General features: G+C 68.6%; 17 protein-coding genes and 1 pseudogene. 8 read left to right on the forward strand and 10 right to left on the reverse strand.

What is annotated here, in order from left to right:
• Nucleotides 1-4 precede the first annotated feature (4 nt).
• Both cuyB and M8A51_RS19520 read left to right on the forward strand, forming a co-directional pair.
• The gene (gene cuyB, locus M8A51_RS19515; protein WP_251780222.1) at nt 5-748 is read left to right on the forward strand and encodes a cysteate racemase; all 744 of its coding nucleotides are present in this window, start codon (nt 5-7) and stop codon (nt 746-748) included.
• A gap of 24 nt (nt 749-772) precedes the next feature.
• Nucleotides 773-1,678, forward strand: a complete 906-nt coding sequence (locus M8A51_RS19520) for an amino acid ABC transporter substrate-binding protein (protein WP_368408572.1) — start codon at nt 773-775, stop codon at nt 1,676-1,678.
• A 6-nt stretch (nt 1,679-1,684) separates the two neighbouring features.
• Here M8A51_RS19520 and M8A51_RS19525 read toward each other — a convergent pair whose 3' ends face one another.
• The gene (locus tag M8A51_RS19525) at nt 1,685-2,644 is read right to left on the reverse strand and encodes an AEC family transporter (RefSeq protein WP_251780203.1); all 960 of its coding nucleotides are present in this window, start codon (nt 2,642-2,644) and stop codon (nt 1,685-1,687) included.
• 243 nt (nt 2,645-2,887) lie between these two features.
• On the opposite strand from M8A51_RS19525, the gene M8A51_RS19530 reads away from it, so the two are divergent.
• The 5 genes from M8A51_RS19530 (at nt 2,888) to M8A51_RS19550 (ending at nt 7,169) form a co-directional block, all read left to right on the forward strand.
• The gene (locus tag M8A51_RS19530; RefSeq protein WP_251780204.1) at nt 2,888-4,942 is read left to right on the forward strand and encodes an ATP-dependent helicase; all 2,055 of its coding nucleotides are present in this window, start codon (nt 2,888-2,890) and stop codon (nt 4,940-4,942) included.
• 347 nt (nt 4,943-5,289) lie between these two features.
• Nucleotides 5,290-5,661 (forward strand): glyoxalase superfamily protein, encoded by a 372-nt coding sequence (locus M8A51_RS19535; protein ID WP_251780205.1) that lies wholly within the window; start codon nt 5,290-5,292, stop codon nt 5,659-5,661.
• A gap of 31 nt (nt 5,662-5,692) precedes the next feature.
• Entirely contained in the window at nt 5,693-5,908 is a 216-nt protein-coding gene (locus tag M8A51_RS19540) for a helix-turn-helix domain-containing protein (RefSeq protein ID WP_251780206.1), read from the forward strand.
• Between the two features lie 41 nt (nt 5,909-5,949).
• Nucleotides 5,950-6,459 carry a Clp protease N-terminal domain-containing protein gene (locus M8A51_RS19545; RefSeq protein ID WP_251780207.1) on the forward strand — a complete coding sequence of 170 codons (510 nt, stop codon included), beginning with the start codon at nt 5,950-5,952 and terminating at the stop codon, nt 6,457-6,459.
• Nucleotides 6,456-7,169, forward strand: coding sequence for a lysoplasmalogenase (locus M8A51_RS19550; RefSeq protein ID WP_251780208.1), 714 nt, complete (start codon nt 6,456-6,458; stop codon nt 7,167-7,169). The genes M8A51_RS19545 and M8A51_RS19550 overlap by 4 nt, the downstream gene beginning before the upstream one ends.
• A gap of 41 nt (nt 7,170-7,210) precedes the next feature.
• Here M8A51_RS19550 and M8A51_RS19555 read toward each other — a convergent pair whose 3' ends face one another.
• The 8 genes from M8A51_RS19555 to M8A51_RS19590 all read right to left on the reverse strand — a co-directional run bounded on the left by M8A51_RS19555 (nt 7,211) and on the right by M8A51_RS19590 (nt 15,111).
• The gene (locus M8A51_RS19555; protein ID WP_251780209.1) at nt 7,211-8,311 is read right to left on the reverse strand and encodes a GGDEF domain-containing protein; all 1,101 of its coding nucleotides are present in this window, start codon (nt 8,309-8,311) and stop codon (nt 7,211-7,213) included.
• A 180-nt stretch (nt 8,312-8,491) separates the two neighbouring features.
• The gene (locus M8A51_RS19560) at nt 8,492-9,946 is read right to left on the reverse strand and encodes a DUF1501 domain-containing protein (protein ID WP_251780210.1); all 1,455 of its coding nucleotides are present in this window, start codon (nt 9,944-9,946) and stop codon (nt 8,492-8,494) included.
• Between the two features lie 5 nt (nt 9,947-9,951).
• Complete coding sequence (locus tag M8A51_RS19565; RefSeq protein ID WP_251780211.1) at nt 9,952-11,730, reverse strand: DUF1800 domain-containing protein; 1,779 nt, start codon at nt 11,728-11,730, stop codon at nt 9,952-9,954.
• Between the two features lie 209 nt (nt 11,731-11,939).
• Nucleotides 11,940-12,521 carry a GAF domain-containing protein gene (locus M8A51_RS19570; RefSeq protein WP_251780212.1) on the reverse strand — a complete coding sequence of 194 codons (582 nt, stop codon included), beginning with the start codon at nt 12,519-12,521 and terminating at the stop codon, nt 11,940-11,942.
• Nucleotides 12,522-12,648: 127 nt separating this feature from the next.
• On the reverse strand, nt 12,649-13,224 hold the full coding sequence (locus M8A51_RS19575) for a YceI family protein (RefSeq protein ID WP_251780213.1): 576 nt from the start codon (nt 13,222-13,224) through the stop codon (nt 12,649-12,651).
• A gap of 88 nt (nt 13,225-13,312) precedes the next feature.
• Nucleotides 13,313-13,882, reverse strand: coding sequence for a YceI family protein (locus M8A51_RS19580; protein ID WP_251780214.1), 570 nt, complete (start codon nt 13,880-13,882; stop codon nt 13,313-13,315).
• 62 nt (nt 13,883-13,944) lie between these two features.
• Nucleotides 13,945-14,514, reverse strand: coding sequence for a YceI family protein (locus tag M8A51_RS19585; protein ID WP_251780215.1), 570 nt, complete (start codon nt 14,512-14,514; stop codon nt 13,945-13,947).
• Between the two features lie 39 nt (nt 14,515-14,553).
• The gene (locus M8A51_RS19590) at nt 14,554-15,111 is read right to left on the reverse strand and encodes a cytochrome b (protein ID WP_251780216.1); all 558 of its coding nucleotides are present in this window, start codon (nt 15,109-15,111) and stop codon (nt 14,554-14,556) included.
• 438 nt (nt 15,112-15,549) lie between these two features.
• On the opposite strand from M8A51_RS19590, the gene M8A51_RS19595 reads away from it, so the two are divergent.
• On the forward strand, nt 15,550-16,686 hold the full coding sequence (locus tag M8A51_RS19595) for a phospholipase A (RefSeq protein WP_251780217.1): 1,137 nt from the start codon (nt 15,550-15,552) through the stop codon (nt 16,684-16,686).
• A gap of 21 nt (nt 16,687-16,707) precedes the next feature.
• Here the strand turns inward: M8A51_RS19595 and M8A51_RS19600 are convergent.
• A pseudogene (locus M8A51_RS19600) lies at nt 16,708-16,832 on the reverse strand (IS481 family transposase); the annotation flags it as partial.

The raw sequence follows: 16,832 nt of genomic DNA on the forward strand, positions 1-16,832 counted from the left end.
GATCATGCAAGGCATCAGGGTCGGCGCGCTGCCGCTGGTGGGTGTGCTGGGCGGCATGGGGCCTGCCGCGACGGCGGACTTCCACCGCAAGCTGGTCGCCGCGACGCCGGCCCGGCGCGACCAGGACCACGTGCCGTTGCTGATCCATTCGATCCCGCAGATCCCGGACCGCGCCGCCAGCATCCTCGACGGAGCCGACTCGCCGGCTCCTGCGCTGGTCTGCATCGCTCGCAGCCTCGAGGCCGCAGGGGCCGAGCTGCTGGTGATGCCCTGCAACACCGCGCACTTCTGGTATGACGAGCTGCGGCAGGCCGTCGGCGTGCCGGTGTTGCACATCGCCGATCCGGTGATCGAGGCACTGGTGCAAGGTGGCAGTTTCTCCCGCGTGGGCTTGCTCGGCACGCGGGCCACCGTGGCTGCCGGCTTGTATGCGAAGCGTGCTGCGCAAGGGCCGGCGCGTGCACGAGGCATCGAATGGCTGCAGCCGTCACAGGCCGAGCAGCATGAGGGAGTCGATCCCGGCATCGAGGCGGTGAAAGCCGGCCAGCTGGGACGTGCCGAATGGTTGCTGCGCGAGGCGGCGGAGCGCCTGGTCGACCAGGGCGTCGACGCCATCGTGCTGGCGTGCACCGAGATCCCGCTGGTGCTGCAGCACGCGGCCGTTCCGGTGCTCGATGCCACCCAACTGCTGGCCGAGGCCACCGTGCGCTGGGCGCTGCAGCCCGCACGCCTGGCCACCGTCACCTGAACCCGCACACAGGAGGGTCGGAAAATGAACGCACTGCTGCCGGTGCGCGGGCTGGGCCGCGCCATGGTGCTCGCTGCAACGGCGCTGGCGTGCCACGCCGCCGGCGCAGGCCCGGTGCTCGACCGCATCCGCCAGGCCGGCACGATCGTGCTCGCGCACCGCGAATCGTCGGTGCCGTTTTCGTACGTGGGGCCGAACGGCCAGCCCATCGGCTACGCGCTCGATCTGTGCACGCACATCGCGGAAGCGGTGCGCAAGCAACTGGGGTTGCCGGCGCTGGCGCGCCGCTACGTACAGATCACACCGGCCAACCGCGTGCAGTTCATTGCGCAGGGCCGGGCCGACCTCGAATGCGGATCGACCACCAACACCGCGGAGCGGCGCGAGCAGGTCAGCTTCACCGTGCCGCACTACATCACCGGGGCGCGCTATCTGGTGCGGGCCGACAGCGGCATCGAGAAGCTCGAAGACTTCGAAGGCAAGCGCGTCGTGTCGGTTCCCGGCACTGCGCCGATGAAGGCCATCGTGCGTGCCAACGCCGAACGGCTGCTGCGCATCACCGTGATCGAGGCACCGGACCTCGACGCCGCCACGGCGATGGTGGAAAGCGGGCAGGCCGAGGGCTTCGTGATGGACGACGTGCTGTTGTACGGCCAGCGCGCCAAAAGCCGCCAGCCGGGCTCGCTGCAGGTGGTGGGCAAGTTCCTGACCATCGACCCGCTCGCGATCATGCTGCCCAAGGGCGACGCCGAGTTCAAGAAGCTGGTCGACGCCGAATTGCGCCGGCTCATCTACAGCGGCGAGGCTCGGGCGATGTACGAGCGCTGGTTCGTGCAGCCGATCCCGCCGAAGAACGAGTCGCTGAACCTGCCGATGAGCTACCTGCTGAAGGACTTCTGGAAGTACCCGACCGACCAGGTGCCCTATTGAACGGTTTCACGCCGTCTTGCCGCCGAACAGGCCCACCGCGAACGAGAAGCTCAGGAAGGCGAGGGCCGTGGACCACAGGATGATGCGCGCGATGCGGCCGTTGTCGGCGCCGTAGCGCTCCGCCAGCAGCGAGACATTGCTGGCCGACGGCAACGCGGCCGCGAGTACCAGCACCGTCAACGAGAAACTGTCGAGCGGCACGCCGAGCCGGATGAACAGCAGCCCGATCGCCAGCACGAGTGCCGGGTGCACGACCAGCTTGACGAACACCACCGGCGCAAAGTGGGCGAACGGCGTTCGGGTGTGCACGGCCTGGTTGGCACGCCACAACACCGCGCCGATCGTGAACAGCGCCACCGGCGTGGCCGAGTCGGCCAGCATCTTGACGATCTGGGCCACCGGGCCCGGCAGCGACAGTTGTGCGACCGAGAACACGGCGCCGAGCGCGATCGACCACGGCAACGGGTTGCCGAGCGCACCGCGCAGTGCTTTCTGCACGCCTTGCCGCAAGTCGCCGGCACCATGGCTTTGTGCCAGCGCCAGACACAGCGAGCTGGTGAAGAACAGGTCCGACAGCACCGTCATGATGACCGGGCCGGCGGCGCGCTCGCCCATCAGCGCGACCAGCAACGGCACACCCATGAAGCCGGTGTTGGGGAAGGCGGCGACCAGCGCGCCGAAGGCCGAGTCCTTCAAGCCGATGCCGGTGGCCAGCGAATGGCTGACGGTGAGGAACACGACGAGCATCGCGCAGCCGACGTACAGCGCCAGCCAGATCGGATTCAGCAACTCGGCGATCGGTGTGGTCGAGCCGAAGCGGAACAGCATGCAAGGCAGCGCGAAGAACAGCACGTAGGCGTTGAGCCCCGGGATGGCCGCTTCCGGCAGCACCCGCGCGCGGGCGGCGAGGTAGCCGCACAGCACCAGCGCGAAGAAGGGCAGGGTGACGTTGAAGATGGCTTGCATGCGGGCGGCAGTATCGCAAGGGCGGCCAGGGCTTGCCTGACGTCCGGCTGAAAAGCGGCGCGGGGGCCGGAGATCGGTCGGGCGGGGGGTGTTCGGCCGTCGACGCGACAACTTGAGGGGCCGAAGCTCGTGCAGTGCTGCACGCTCGACGCCGTGCCGGCGCGCGCCGGGGGGTCGCTTCGGTATGATCGGCCGCTTCGCCGGTGCGCCGTTTCGGCGCGTCGCTGGTCCCGTGTTCCCTCCGTGTCGTCGCCTCCCCCCAGCCTCAATCCCGCCCAGCTCGAAGCCGTGCACTACCTGCAGGGGCCGTGCCTCGTGCTGGCCGGCGCCGGCTCGGGCAAGACGCGCGTGATCACGCACAAGATCGCGCGCTTGCTGCAGGCGGGCTACCAGCCGGGCCAGATCGCGGCCATCACCTTCACGAACAAGGCCGCCGAGGAGATGCGTGAGCGCGCGAAGGCGCTGGTAGGCCCACGCGCTGCGAAGCACCTCGTGATCAGCACCTTTCACTCGCTCGGCGTGAAGCTGCTGCGCGCCGACGGGCAGCGCCTGGGCCTGAAGGAGAAGTTCTCCATTCTCGACAGCGACGACGTGCTGTCCATCCTGCGCGACGCCGGCAGCACCACCGACGCCGCGCTGGCGCGCCGCTGGCAGTGGACCATCAGCCTGTGGAAGAACCAGGGCCTGAGCAGCGACCAGGCCGAGGCGGCCGTACAGAACGACGACGAACGCGTCGCCGCCCGCGTGATGCGGCTGTACGAGGAGCGTCTGCTGGCTTACCAGGCGGTCGACTTCGACGACCTGATCGGTCTGCCGCTGAAGCTGTTGCAGCGCGACGACGAGGCTCGTGCCAAGTGGCAGGACACGCTGCGGTACGTACTGGTCGACGAATACCAGGACACCAATGCGGTGCAGTACGAGCTGCTGAAAGCCCTGGTCGGCGAGCGCGCGATGTTCACCGCGGTGGGCGACGACGACCAGTCGATCTACGGCTGGCGCGGCGCGACGATCGAGAACCTGAAGCGGCTGCCGCAGGAATACCCGCAGCTCAAGGTGATCCCGCTGGAGCAGAACTACCGCTCGACCGGCAGCATCCTGCGGGCGGCCAACAACGTGATCGCCGCCAACCCCAAGATCTTCGAGAAGAAGCTCTGGAGCGAATACGGCGACGGTGACCCGGTGCGCGTGGTCGAGTGCGACAACGAGGAGCACGAGGCCGAGCGGGCGGTGGCGCGCATCCAGTCGATCCGCGCCGGCGCCACCACGCAGGCACCGGCCGAGTGGAGCGACTTCGCGATCCTCTACCGCGCGAACCACCAGGCGCGCATGCTGGAGCAGGCGCTGCGCAAGGCGCAGATCCCGTACAAGGTGTCGGGCGGGCAGAGCTTCTTCGACCGCGCCGAGATCAAGGACCTGTGCGGCTGGCTGCGCCTGCTGGTCAACAACGACGACGACCCGGCCTTCCTGCGCGCCGTGACGACGCCCAAGCGCGGCATCGGCCACCAGACACTCGGGCACCTGGGCGAGTTCTCGGCCAAATGGAAGGTGAGCCTGTTCGAGGCGCTGTTCGCCGACTCGCTGAGCACCGCGGTCAATGCCCGCGCGATCGGTTCGCTGCACGAGTTCGGCCGCTACGTGAACGACCTCGAGTACCGCTTCCGCCACACGGTGGGCAGCGAGGACGCCAAGCCGGTGCTGATGGAATGGCTGAAGGAGATCGGCTACGAGCAGCACCTGTACGACGGCGAAGACAACGAGAAGATCGCGGCCAACCGCTGGCAGAACGTGCTCGACTTTATCGACTGGGTGGCCCGCCGTTGCGGCGGCCAGCTGGAGACCGAAGGCGGCGTCACGGAAGAGACCGAGCGCAAGAGCATCCTCGACGTCGCGCAGTCGATCTCCGTCATCCTCAGCCTGGCCGAGCGTGGCGGCGACCCCAACGTCGTGACACTGTCCACGCTGCATGCCTCCAAGGGCCTGGAGTGGCCGCACGTGGTGCTGGCCGGTGTCAACGAAGGGCTGCTGCCGTTCAAGAGCGAAGACGAGGAGATGACCGCGCAGCGGCTCGAGGAAGAGCGCCGGCTGATGTACGTGGGCATCACCCGTGCGCGCACGACGCTGGCGGTCAGCACGCTGAAGCGCCGCAAGAAGGGCCGTGAGTTCGTGCAGGGCATCCCGAGCCGCTTCATCGGCGAGATGAAGCTCGACGAGAAGACGATGAAAGAAGACCCGCGCGAGAAGCTCAAGGCGTTGCGGGCGGAGTTCGCGAAGCGTGCGGCGCAGGCCAAGGCGGCATAGCGCAGGCGGCACCCTGGCGCCCTGAAGGCCGCTACCTGAATGGGAATGCCGTGGCCGCCGAGGTCGCGCCAGCGTGTGCCCCGCTTGAGCTGATGCCGACGCAGCGCTGCGCGAGCGGCCGCGCTGCGAGTTCGGCGCGTACCGCAACGGCGAGCGCGTGCTGATCGCACCGCCGGCACCCGAATGGCTCGGCGACTGCTCGCGCTACGGCGATGACCACCGGCTCAGGCTGCCATCGCCAATGCGCCCCGGGCGCCGAGTCACGTCGAGGCGCGACCGTGCGCGCGGCCGAACGAGACGAGTAGAGTCGCTGGACTCGTCTCGACACTCACGCACCGCCCTGACCCATGAGCTTGCACGCCCCGATCCCCATTCTTCGCATCTTCGACGAACCGATCGCGATGCGGTTCTACCTCGACTACCTCGGCTTCGCCGTCGACTGGGAGCACCGCTTCGAGGACGGGTTGCCGCTGTACGCCCAGGTGTCCCACGGCGAGTGCGTTCTGCACTTGAGCGGGCACCATGGCGATGCGACGCCGGGTTCGGCGGTCCGCATCGGCTGCGCCGGCTTGCGCGCCTACCTGCTGGAGTTGCAGTCCCGCGGCCACCCCAACGCCCGGCCCGGCATCGAGACGCAGCCGTGGGGGATGGACGAAATGGCGCTCACCGACCCGTTCGGCAATCGGTTGGTGTTCTTCGAGGGCGTCAATGAAAGTTGACGAATCCGCATCCGTCAACTAGAGTTGACGCGTGACGTTTCCACCCCCCCTTCCGCCATCCGATGATCCGGCCGAGGCGCTGGCCGCCGTCGTCGCCTTGCGTCTGATGGCCGACAAGCTCGAGCGCAAGGCGGTTGCGAAGGCGCTGCAGCAGGGGTGGTCCTGGGCGCAGGTTGCCGAGGCCCTGGGCGTCACGAAACAGGCGGCGCACAAGCGGCTGTCGGGTGTCGTCTCGGCACGGCGCTGAATGGCGCCTTTGTGGCCGCCCCTCGATCGACGGAGGTTCGGATGTTTCAACGATTCAGGCAACGCCTGCGCGACATGGGAACGATCAGGTTGCTGTGCGAGGGCGCAGAACGGCATGCACGCGGCAACGGCGAACCGCAGCCGGGGGCCGAACACTTCCTGCTCGCATCGCTCGATCTGCCGGACGGTTCCGCGCGGCGCGCTTTTGCGCGGGTGCACGCCGATGCCGATGATTTCTGCGCCGCCGTGGCGCGCCAATACGATCAGGCGCTACGCAGCGCCGGTGTGGAGCAGGCGGCATGGCCCGCCGGGGACGATGCGTTGCCTGAGCCGCAGCGGCCATCGCTGTACCGTGCGCAGGCGTCGGGCCAGGCGGTCATGCAGCGCCTGGCTGAACTGCGTAAAGCCGACCCGGCAGCACCGCTGCGCGGTGCCCACGTGCTGCTCGTCGTGGCCTCGATGGAGCACGGCGTGGCGGTGCGTTCCCTGCGAGCCATGGGCGTGGAACCGGAGGCCTTGATCGCGGCGGCCCGGAACGAGGCCGCCGCATGAGGCCTTGCCCCGCCCTGTCCCGCTGCCTGCCGTGGGCCGTCTGCGGCAGTGCCGCGTTGACCATCTTCGGCAGCCTGGGCGGGTTCGGCTATCCGTGGATGGCATGGGTATTCAAACCGCTCACGACGCTGCTCGTGATCCTTTTTGCCGCCTTGCGCGTCGGCGACGTGCCACGCCGCAGACGCTGGGTGCTGGCCGGGTTGCTGCTCTCCCTGGTCGGCGATGTGGCGCTGCTGTGGCCGCAAGCGGGTTTCGTGACCGGCCTGTCGGCCTTCCTGTTGGCCCACCTGTGCTACATCGTGGCCTTCACGGCGACCGCGCGGCTGGCTGCCGCCTGGGGCCCGTTTGCCGGCTATGCGTTGCTGGCCGTTGCGGTGCTGTCGCCACTGTGGCCCGACGTGCCGGCCGGTCTGCGCGGGCCGGTGCTGGCCTACGTCGTCTGCCTGGCGGCCATGGGCGCTCAGGCGGCTGCATGGTGGCGCCGCAGCGAGGCGGGGGCAGTGCGCCGCGAAGCAGGCGTCGCGGCGGTTGGCGGGGCGCTGTTCCTGGTCTCCGACAGCTTGCTTGCGGTAAACAAGTTCGCCGGCCCGTTGCCGGGCGCCGCGCTGTGGGTGCTGTCGACCTACTGGGCGGCGCAGTGGTGCATCGCGTCGTCGTTGCGCGCCGGCCCGGGTGTGCCAGCCACGCGGGCGCGCGTTGCCGAGGCCTGAGGGCGCCGGTCCGTCGGGCGGCGGCCCGCTGGCAACCGGCGTCAAGCGTGGCACACCACCTGGTTGCGTCCCGAGCGCTTGGCCTCGTAGAGGGCGGCATCCGCTCTCTGAATGGCGAGGTCGATGTCCTCGCCGCAACGGTAGACCGCCGTTCCGATCGAGGCGGTCACCTTGTGCTCGCGGGGCAGGCCCTCCACCGTCATTGCTTCGATCTCCAGGCGCAGGCGCTCCAGGGGCAGCAGGGCCGCACCGGCCTGGCATTCGGTCAGGACCACGATGAATTCCTCGCCGCCATAGCGGCCGACGGAGTCGTTGCCTCTCAACCCGGCGTGCAGCACGGTGGCGACCGCCTTCAGGACCCGGTCGCCCATGGCGTGGCCATACAGGTCGTTGATGCGCTTGAAGTGGTCGATGTCGAGCATCGCGATGCACAACGAGGCGCGGGTGCGTTCGCACCGGCTTTTCTCCTTGGCAAGAATGTCCCGGATGGTGCGCCGGTTGTACAAGCCCGTGACTTCGTCGAAGCTCGCGACGACCTCGATGCGCTGCAAGGCCTGTTTCAACTCCTCGTTGGTGGATCGAAGCCGGATGCGCAAGCGGTTGATGTAGCCGCCGATCCACGCGACCCAGACGACCACGGCGGCGAAATGAACCAGTTGCACGCCTTCGTTGGTGGCCGACCACGGCTGTCGCCTGAGCCACAGATCGAGCCCGACGCCCGCAGCGTACATGGCGAGGAAGCACGCCCCGACGGCCAGCAGCGCGCCGGTCGACAACCGGAACGCGCCGAACATCAGCGTGACGGCATACAAGCCGATCAGCAGGCTCCGGATGTCCGGGCCTTCGAACGCGAGCCACGACAGGGCCGCCCCGGCGGTCAGCAACTGGGCCACGGTCAGGCTGGGGTCGGCAAAGCGCCGGTTGATGCCGAGCACGAAGGTGAGGGTGAACACCGTCACCGAGCAAGCCACTGCGCCGGTGAAGTGCAGGGCCGCCGCGTAGCTCAGATGGCCGAACCACGCATAGGCATACGCAAGAACGACGGTCAGCAGGGAAGAAGCTGCGGCCATGAAATGGCGGAAGACGCGCAGGCGTTGCCGGCGCTCCAGGGGGTCCGGCGCGCTCGATAGGGCGGGGGGCATGTCATCCATTGCTGCGTCACGTCGCCCGCCGGGCAAGCAGCGTTCGCCGGCACGGCGCATGCCGCCGGACCCCGGCCGCTCAAGGGCAGACAGTGCCTGCCGGCATTCTTTGTGCCGGGCCGAGGGGCGACGGCCGGCGGCGCCGGTCAGAGCGCCGCTGGGGGCCGGGAGAGGTTTGCGTTACAAGAAGCCCAGCACCCGCTGGCTGCCGAAGTTCGACAGATGGGGCAGCACCGCATCGAGTTGCCCATCGCTGGCGCCGAACCACTTCAGCAACGTGGCGGCGTACTGGTCGACGCTCACTTTCGGGATCCAGCGGCCGTGCAGCTCCCAAGACTGCACGCCGACGTCGTCGGGGCCGCCGAGCGCCAGTGTCGGGTAGCTGCCGTAGGTGGTGCGGCCTTTCACGGCGCCGCCGAGCACCAGGTGGTGGTTGCCCCAGGCATGGTCGGTGCCGCTGCTGTTGTTCGGCTTGAAGGTGCGGCCGAAGTCGCTCTGCGTGAACAGCGTGACCTGCTGCGCCATGCCGATCGCCTTCATCGCGTTGTGGAAGCAGGCCATCGCGTCGCCCAGCATCTTCAGCAGCGATGCGTGCTGCCCTTGCAGCACGTTGCTCGCGACCTGGTTGCCGTGGGTGTCGAAGCCGCCGAGCTGCGAGAAGAAGATCTGCCGGTTGCCCTGCACGGTGGCATTGCCGTGAATCAGCTTGGCGACCTGGTAGAGCTGCTGGCCGATGCCGGTGGTGACCTTGCCGTCGACGATCAGCGGCGCGAAGGCCTGGGTGATCGCGGACACGGCGTTGGCGTCGCCGGGCTGCGTCTTGACCAGGGCCCCCAGCCGGTCGGAGGTGGCGAACGCATCGCGCTGCTGTTTCGCGTAGGCGTCGAGCAGCTTGTTCTGGTGCGAGTCGGCATACAGCGCGTCGAGCGCGGCCTTGCGTGCCGCGATCGGAGCCCAGCTCAGGTTCTGGTGCCCTTCGATGCCGAAGGTTGCGCCCGGCGCCGGCAGCACCAGCGGCCCCTGCAGCTCGGACAGGCCGAAGCGCCCGTTGCCGCCGACCGAGATCACCGGGTTCGCCGTGCCGAGCACCGCGGCGGCGCGGCCGCCCCAGCCGGTCCGGGTGTGGGCATCGGTGCTGGCCGTCTCCCACAGCACCTGCTGGTCGGAATGCGAGAACAGGCTGTCGGGAATCAGCTGCGAGGCGTTGGACGCGGCGCGGTATTCGGCCTTGGTCAGCGGCTGGTACAACGGCCCGACGTTGAACACCGGTGCCAGCGCGCCGTCGGCCCAGGCGGTGCCGAGCGCCGACAACGACGGGTGCAATCCGTAGTCGGTGCCGGTCAGCCGCACCAGGCTGGACTGCGGCAGTGCCAGGTGCGCCCGCACGGCGGCATATTCGTTGTAGCGCGTGTTGTCGGTCGGCGTGACGGTGTTCAGGCCGTCGTTGCCGCCGTAGAGGAACACGCACACCAGCGCGCGGTAGTCGGCGGTCTGCGCGGCGCTCGGCGTCAGCATCAGGCTCGACAGGCTGGTGGCGCCGAGCGCCGAGGCCAGCGTGCTGCCGCTGAACTTGAGCCACTGCCGGCGCTTCATGGTCAGCTGCGCTTCGGCGTGAGGGGGGAGGGATTTGCTCATGGCGGTCACCGGATCACGTGGTACTGCGGGGCACTGAACACCAGGTAGACGGCGGTCTTGACCCGGTTGCGCAGGTAGCTGTTGTCGCTGTTGGGCGCGAAGGCGGTCACCGCGGCGATCACCTGCGTGCGCGCATTCGCCGGCAGCGGCTGCCCGAACGCGAGCAGCGAGAGCCGGTCGACCAACTTGGCCGGGTCGGTGGCGTCGGCGTCGAAGCCGGCCAGGTCGACACGTGTGCCGACGGCATTCGGCACCGAGGCGCTCGGCGCGGAACCGCCCCAGTTGACGAGGTAGTTGACGTAGTTGATGCGCTGCAGCGCGCCGTTGGCGTTGTGGATACCGAAGGCCGGCCCGACCAGCCCGGTGCCCGGCACGGGATAGTCGGGCGGGTAGAAGTTGAACACCGACGGCGGGCGGAACACGTGCTGGCGCAACGTGTCACCCCACCACCAGCTGAACGCGTCGCCGTCGGTGCGGCCGCTCAAGGCGCGCAACACGCCCGCCATCACCTGGGCCGGCTCGCGCAGCCGACCGGCGTTGTTGCCCGGCGTTTCGGTGCGGGCCTCGGCGTCGAGCAGCACGGCGGCGACGGTGGCCTTCAGGTCGCCCCGTTGGCCGGTGCCGAACCCCTGGTGGCGCCCGCTGGTGAATGCCGACGCGACGCGCTGCACATAGGCCGGCGACGGGTTGCTGGTCACGAGGTGCTGGATGAGTTGCCGGCCGATGAAGGGCGCCATGTTCGGGTGCTGCATCAGGCTGTCGAGCACGGCTTCCAGCGCCTGCGGCGCCGCGTGACCCGCAGGCAGCGACACGCCGGACAGCAGCTGGCGCGCCTGCGTGTCGTGGTATTGCGCCACCGGTACCATGTCGCCGCCGTAGTAGCGGCAGTTCGTGCCCTGTGGCCAGCAGCCCCACCGCGTGGCGCCGCCCGCAGGGTAGGTCCAGCCGGTCAGCGCATACGCATAGGCGCGCACGCGCTCGTTGTCATAGGTGGGCGCGCAGGCCCCGCCCTTCAACGTGCCGTCGGTGTTGAGCTCGCAGGTGCCGATCGAGAACAGCTGCAGCAGTTCGCGCGCGAAGTTCTCGTTCGGAGCGGCCTTGTCGTTGTTCGCGTTATTCAGGTAGTCGCCCATCACCGGCGACAGCGCGACCTTCTTCAACACGTTGCGGTAGTTGCCGAAGGCCTCGTCGAGCAGGGCGTTGTGGTAGTTGCGCAGGCCGTAGGTGGCTTCGACTTCGAGGTTGGACACGACGACGATCTGCTGCAGCGCGAACGCGACGCGCTGGCGCAGTTGATCCGGTTTGCCGACCGCGTTGCGGTAGAAGTCCCACACCAGCGGAATGCTCGACGACCAGTCGCGCCAGCAGGTGTCGCCGCGGCCGTCGCAGAAATTGCCCGAGCCGGTGTACTGGTGCACCTCGCCGCCCCCCCCGCTGGTGTAGCGCGACTTCGGCGCCGACATCTGCAGGGCCACCCATCGGGCGGCGCCCTTGGCGCGGATGTCGGCGATCAGGGCTTCGGTCGGGCCGAAGCTGGCCTGGTCGGCCAGGCGCACGGCATCGCGTGCGGTGGTGGGCTGGGCTTGCGGCACCTCGGAAGCGGGGCCGCCGGTGCCCCCGCCGATGTCGCCGCCCCCGCTGGCCGGAGGCGGCGAGGAGCCGCCGTTGTTGCTGCCCCCGCCCCCGCCGCCGCAAGCGGCGAGCAGCAGCGCGAAGCACAGCGCGGTCAGCGGGCGTGGGTAGCGATGCCATGCGGCATCGCTTGGGGTATTTACGCGTTTCAAGAAGCACCCTCCAGCGCAATGGCGCCCTGATCTGCCGAAAAACGTCAGGCGGGGCTGACGGTGGCAGTCAGTTGCGCAACCACGCGTTTCTTCAATCGCTGACCGCGGAGGCCGGCGTTACGGTTTGACGGATTGCCTGCCGAAGGGTGCAAGTTCGGGGCCGGCGGTGCCGCCGGCGAAGAGGAGGGCCGGGGCCGGCCTGGAGCACGCTATTCGCCCGTCAGCTCCACCGGGCGAAAGGGGCTGGACGCCAGCTGCAGGCTGATGATGGACGCTGCCTTGCGCAGGTCGACCTCGTCGAAGACCGTCCAGGCCCGCGGCGTGTGGCGTTGCTCGATGCACAGCACGCCGTAGGTGCGGCCGTTGACCCGATAGGCCGCGTCCAGCAGTGCACGCACCTGCTGCGGCACGAGGTAGGCGTCGCGCATGCCGGCGAGGTGGGGGTCGGCCAGGGTGTCGGGGCATTTGTAGATGCCGTTGCAGGCCAGCGCCGCGAGATAGTCGTGGTACTCGTGCTCGTGGAGTTCGGCGCCTTGCGGCAGCTGGCCGGGCTCGCTGCTGAAGGCCGCCACGCACACCAGGCGGCGCGAGCCTTCGCTGCCGACCAGCCGCCACAGGCTGGACATCGAGCAATTGAAGCGTTTGTGCAAGGCGGCCGCCACCTGCTGGCGGTACAGCGCGAGCCACTTCTCGTCCGGTGCGTCGTCGCCAGGCTCGCGCATCTGGTCGGCGTCGCGCAGGATGCGGCCGGCATGTCTCAATTCGGTGAACAGATCTTCGCGTGCGGACATGGCCGTGGAATTCCGGTCCCTCTTCTCGATGGCCGCATGGGGGCAGCCTGCGCAGGATACCCCGGCCGAAGGCGCCAGTAACAACCGGTGATCTGGCCGCCCGGCGCGCTGGTCCGGGATGTCGCATTCAGGGGGCTTGCCGTACGGCCTCCACCTGCACCCGCAGCAGCACCTCGTCGGCCACGAACGGCAGCCCGAAACTCATGCCGAAATCGCTGCGCTTTACGGTGGCCTCGAAGTCGCCGCCGCACACTTCACGCCCGAACAGCGGGTTGCGGTAGCAGTTGAAGCGCACCGCCTTCAGCGAGACCGGCGCACTGGTGCCGCGCAGCGTCAACTCGCCCGGCACCTCCGACACGCGTTCGCCGTCGAAGCGCAGGCGGCCGGCGACGAACCAGGCCTTCGGGTGCTCGGTGGTCGCCAGCAGGTCGGCCGCTTTCAGCCGCGCGTTGAACGGGCCGATGCCGGTGTCCATCGCGGTCGCGTCGATCTCGACCGAGACCTCGCCGGTGCGGGCCGCGCGGTCGAGCACCACCTGGCCTTGCACCCGCGCGAAGCGCCCGCGCGAGGTCGAGGTGCCGAAATGCAGCACCTCCCAGGTGATGCTGGTGTGGGTGGGCTCGATCAGGTAGGTGACGGGCTCGGCGCGGGCGGCGGGGCCGCACAGCGCGAGCAGCGAGGCGAGCAGGGCGATCGGTTTCATGCCCGGATTGTGCGGTCGGGGGTCTGGGCCGTGCAGAAAAGAAAAAGCCCTCGCGAGCGAGGGCCGGTCCATCGCAAGCGCTGGATGCTTACTGCTTGATCGCCTCGACCTGCACCAGCAGTCGCACGTTGTCCTGCATGCCCATCTTCAGGCCGTAGTCGACGCCCCACTGGCTGCGCTGGATGGTGGTCTCGAAGTCGCCGCCGCACACTTCGCGCTTGAGCATCGGGTTCATGTAGCAGTTGAAGCGGTTGGCCTTCAGCGTGACCGGGTTCGTCTTGCCCAGCATCGTCAGCGTGCCGGCCACCTGCGTGACCTTGTCGCCGTCGAAGGTGAACTTGTCGGCCACGAACTTCGCGGTCGGGTGCTGCGCGGCGTTGAAGAAGTCGGGGCCTTGCAGGTGCTTGTTGAAGGGCGCGACGCCGGTGTTGATCGAGCTCATGTCGATCGTCAGCTCGACCTTGCCGGTCTTGGCGGTGCGGTCGAACTGCACCGATCCTTCCTTCTTGTCGAAGCGGCCGCGGTTGGTCGAGGTGCCGAAGTGGTCCGCCTCGAACGTCACGAACGTGTGGGTCGGATCGACGTTGTAGGTGGCCGGCTCGGCGTGGGCGCCGACAGCGGCAACGAGCAGCGAGGCGGCAAGCAGGGTCTTCTTCATGGGTCGGTCGTCCTGTGGAGGAGGGTTGGGGGGAAGGAAAGGGGACGGGAGGCGGGAACCGGTCACAGCGGCGCGACGCCTGTCAGCGCAAGCTTGAACTTCACCTGCACGTCGTCGGCGACCATCGAGGTGTCGGCCCACTCGCCTTCGCCGATCTTGAAATCGAGGCGCTTGAGCGTGAAGGCGCCGCTGGCGGTGGTGTTGCCGCCGGCCTGCGTCAGCGTGACGGGCACGACGACGGGCCGGGCGTTGCCCTTGATGCCCAGCTGGCCGGCGACCTCGAACTTGCCGCCGCCGAGCGCCTTGACGCTGCTCGAGCGGAAGGTGGCCTGGGGAAATTTCGGCACGTTGAACCAGACCGGCTTGACCAGTTCGGCCTCGGTTTCCGGGACGCCGAGCGCGGCGCTGCCCAGGTCGACGGTGAAAGCGATCTTGGCGGCTTCGGGTTGCTTGGGGTCGAACGCGACCTGCGCATCGAACTTCTTGAACTTGCCTTCGACCGGCACGCCCATCTGCTTGCTGACGAAGGCGATCTCGCTCTGCGCCGGCAGCAGCTTCTGCTGCGCGAGCGCGGGGGCCGCGGCCCAGCCTGCGACGGCTGCGAGGGCGAAGGTGGGCAGGAGTCGTTTCATGTCGTGTTCCCGGAAGGAAGAAGTAGGCGGAAGAGGATCTCAGCGGCCCGGCACCATGCGCGCCAGCAGCCCGTCGCGGTCGACGAGCTGGTGTTTCAGCGCGGCGGCGACGTGCAGCACGACCAGCGTGGCCAGCGCATAGGCCAGCCAGCCGTGCCACGGCTTGATCGCCTCGGCCAGCGCTTTGTCGGCCGGCACGAAGTCGGGCAGCGGGAGCACGCCGAACCAGACGATGGGAAAGCCCGCCGCGGAGCTGTAGGCCCAGCCGGCCAGCGGCACCGCGAAGAACAGCAGGTACAGCGCCACGTGGGTGCCGTGGTGGGCCGTGCGCTGCCAGGCCGGCATGCCGGCCAGCACCGCGTCGGGCAGCGGCGGCGGGCGACGCCACAAGCGCCACAGCAGCCGCCCGGCCGACAGCGCGAGGATGCTCATGCCGGCCCACTTGTGCCAGTTGTAGAGCTTCAATCGGGTCGGTGACATCGACAGCCCGGTCATGTACAGGCCGACTCCGAACGCGCCGACGATCGCGACCGCGAGCAGCCAGTGGAAGGCCATGGCGAGGCCGGAGTAACGGGCAGCTTGGACGGGTTGCTTCATTGTTGAAATGGCTTGAAGGGTGGGCTTGCCGTGACGCCGAAACAGTTCGCCGCGGGCAACGCCGCGGCGCCGGACGGAGCATAGGAGCCTGCACGGGCCAATAAGTTCACGCTGCTTCACGGAACCGTTCGAACGCTTTGAAACGGCAGCTTGAGGCGCGTCGGCCGGCGGCGAGGGTCGTTGCCGGGCATCGGGGATGGCCCGTCGTGTCTGTCACGGTTTGTTCCTCGGGCTGCCCGGTGCGGCGAGCCGATGCGGATATGGCCGGAACGGTCGATGAAGAGGCGATGGGCGCGGGGTAAAGTTGTGTGAATGTGCGAGGGGCGGATCGACCGCCCCGGACGCAGCCTCCCGGCGCCTTGCAGCGCTTCTTTGAAACAATCCCGCGCTCCGGCTTGCGGCACACTGCGGCGGGTCGAAGAACGCCAAGAGGATGATGTGAAGTACCTGCTGCGGCCGGACGGGGCATGGTTGGGGGCGTGGGCTCTGGCAGTGGCGGCGCTGCCGGTCCGGGCCGATACGCCGGTGGTCCCGATCGGGCTGGCCAGTTGCGCCCCCATCGAGTCCGACAGCGAGCGTCTGGCCTGCTACGACCGGTTTGCCGGGCGCGCCGCGCCCCCGCAGGCGGCCCCACCGGCCCGCCAGACGCAGGAGTGGATGCCGGCGCCGCTGCCCGCTGCTTCGCCGAAAGAGCCCGAGGCCGCGGCGGTCGCGACGCCATCGGGGCCCGGGCTGCAGCCGCGCCGCGGGCAGAGTCTGTGGTCGTCGTTCTGGGAGCTGGACCGCGAAGACAAGCGCGGCACCTTCAACTTCAAGACCTACCGCCCGAACTTCCTGCTGCCGGTGCACTACACCAGCAGCATCAACCGCCTGCCCGAAAGTCCCACGCGTCCGAGCACCGGCGAGCGCAGCGACTACAAGCCGATCGAGGCGAAGCTGCAGATCTCGCTGCGCACCAAGATCGCGCAAAGCGTGCTGCTGCCGGATGCCGACGTGTGGTTCGGCTATACGCAGCAGTCGCTGTGGCAGGTATGGAACCGCAAGGAATCCTCGCCATTTCGCAACACCGACTTCGAGCCCGAACTGATCTACGTCGTACCGGTGCCCGAAGGCCTGCGGTCGCTGCCGCACGGGTGGGACTTCCGCATGGTGCAGCTCGGCATCGCCCACCAGTCGAACGGGCAGACCGAGCCGCTGTCGCGCAGCTGGAACCGCGTCTACCTTGCCGCCGGCCTGGAGAAAGGCGACGTGAGCCTGTATGCGCGCGTGCACAAGCGCCTGCGCGAAGACGCCGACGACAACGACAACCCCGACCTGACGAGCTATGTCGGCCGTGGCGACATCGCGCTCGCGTGGTTGCCGGGGCGCGCCACCGCGTCCCTGCGCTGGCGGACCAATCTGCGCGATTTCAGGCGCGGGTCGTGGCAACTCGACTGGACCTATCCGGTCGACAGCGACAAGCCCGACGGCCTGCGCTGGTATGTGCAGGCCTTCACGGGCTATGGCGAAACGCTGCTGGACTACAACTACCAGCAGTCCAGCCTGGGCATCGGCCTGACGCTGTTCGAGTTCTGAGGGGACGGGCGCAGGCCGACCCTAGGTGTGAAGAGTCAAGAGGTTCTTTCGTGATTTTTTGATCCGGGACATAGGCGGCAGGCAGCCGATGCCATGGTGCGGACGGTGCCAGTTGTAAAAGTGATTCCAGACGGGCAAGGCGATGC

It is taken from the genome of Caldimonas mangrovi, assembly GCF_023721835.1.
GTDB classification, from domain to species: domain Bacteria; phylum Pseudomonadota; class Gammaproteobacteria; order Burkholderiales; family Burkholderiaceae_C; genus Caldimonas; species Caldimonas mangrovi.